The 1,571-nt window shown below is 50.5% G+C and carries 2 pseudogenes; one reads left to right on the top strand and one right to left on the bottom strand.

What is annotated here, in order from left to right:
• A pseudogene (locus ACOTYN_RS26260) lies at positions 1-809 on the top strand (phage tail protein); the annotation flags it as partial.
• Here ACOTYN_RS26260 and ACOTYN_RS26255 read toward each other — a convergent pair.
• Positions 775-1,571, bottom strand: a pseudogene (locus tag ACOTYN_RS26255) (phage tail protein); the annotation flags it as partial. The pseudogenes ACOTYN_RS26260 and ACOTYN_RS26255 overlap by 35 nt on opposite strands.

Here is a 1,571-nt window from a genome sequence, read left to right as displayed (position 1 = left end):
TCGGTTTGGGAAGCAGTTCGACAAAGGACGCACAAAGTAACGTTACTGATAATACAGCCGGGAGGGTATTAATTTACGGTGGCTTCGGGGCTGGAGGAGATGCCCCTCATGTAACTACTATTCGCTCCCAGTATGATTCAGGGGTTTATGCTTACTGGGGTGATAATACAGATGTGCTTTATGCGAGCCGGTTCGGAGTAGTTTTTAATGGTGTTTATGCCGCTTCAAATTACAAAAGAACTTTTCAGATTTTCATTGATAGCACGCTTGGAGTTAACGCCAGACACTTCAACCAGAGCACGGGTAACGAATCATCTGTTGTTTTTTACACTACCGGAAATACCACAAAGGCTTCAGATGGTACGCTTAAGGCAGCATCGCCCGTAGCGAGAATCGTAAAATCTCAGGAAGAGAGTCAGCGTACTGATGTGGCAGATGATGGTTTTACGTGGTGTGGCTGTGGAACGGCGAACGCCGAGGCGGAGGGGATAACCCTTTCTCGCCTCGACGTGGGGGTTTATGTGCTGACTGGTTCGGCAGGTCTTGCATCAGAGGGCTGGCAGCTTTTGCCGCCGATGGACCCAGGCGGAATGGGAGAGCTTGGTGTTGTAGAAGCCGAGCAAACCGACTATGGCGAGCTGACAATCCGCCTGTTTAAGCGCAAATATATGCTGAGCGATGAAGGTGAGATCATCAAAACGAAAGGGGAACCGATGGACGTACCGGCGAACAGCTGGATCGATGTTCGCCTGGATATGCCCGCAAATTCACTGTTTAACCAGCGGATGAATCAGGATCCTCAGAAATAGCGGCACGCTGATTCCAGATGCTGTTCTGTGGCATCTCGACACGGACGGACAAAAACTGGTCATGGGGGATATCAACGGGATCGCCATCGTTGATACCCTGCAGCTCGTTCCTGGCGAACGCTGGCGCATCAGGATATGTGCGGTGATAAGTCTTCACCAGCACCGAGCCGTCAGCGTTTACCTCATAATCCAGCCAGATAAGCGACTGCTTGTTGCGGTCGGTGGGAATGTCAAAACCGCCATCGATGCCGCCCCAGGCAGCGTCCGAGTTTAGCCCCTCACACCCTTCAACCAGATATTCACCTATGGCCAGACGCGTTACTGTACAGCCCTCTGATTCGTTGTTGGTCTGGTATGTGCCATCCGAAAAAACTTTCACTACAGGCGATGCAGCTTTCAGGGTGCCATCGCTGGCCCGTGTCGTATTGGCTGTCCCGTACAGTGTGTTGAACGTCGAAGTGCTGCTTGTTCCGGAGGTATTTCTTGCTAACACGCCAACTACGCCTGAATCATAGGCAACACTAATAATCGCGTGAGTATCTTCAGAGGCAAAATATAGTGAAGCTGAATAAGCTCTTTGTGAGTTAACAGATTTGTTGTTGCGAAAGACTCGAGTACCTTTGTCCAAGAGGTTTGCCCATACATCAGCAACGGTATCTGCATTAAAGGATAGCCCTTTCCCCCCGAACCCAAACGCACCTACTTCCATGATGTTTCCGACTGATGTTCCGACGTCCTTTGTCGCGCTACTTCCTAAACCGA

This window comes from Enterobacter cloacae complex sp. IR5458 (genome assembly GCF_049238025.1).
Classification (GTDB): Bacteria; Pseudomonadota; Gammaproteobacteria; order Enterobacterales; family Enterobacteriaceae; genus Enterobacter; species Enterobacter kobei.
Note: the sequence above shows the minus strand (reverse complement) of the source record. Positions and strands in the feature narration are given on the sequence as shown.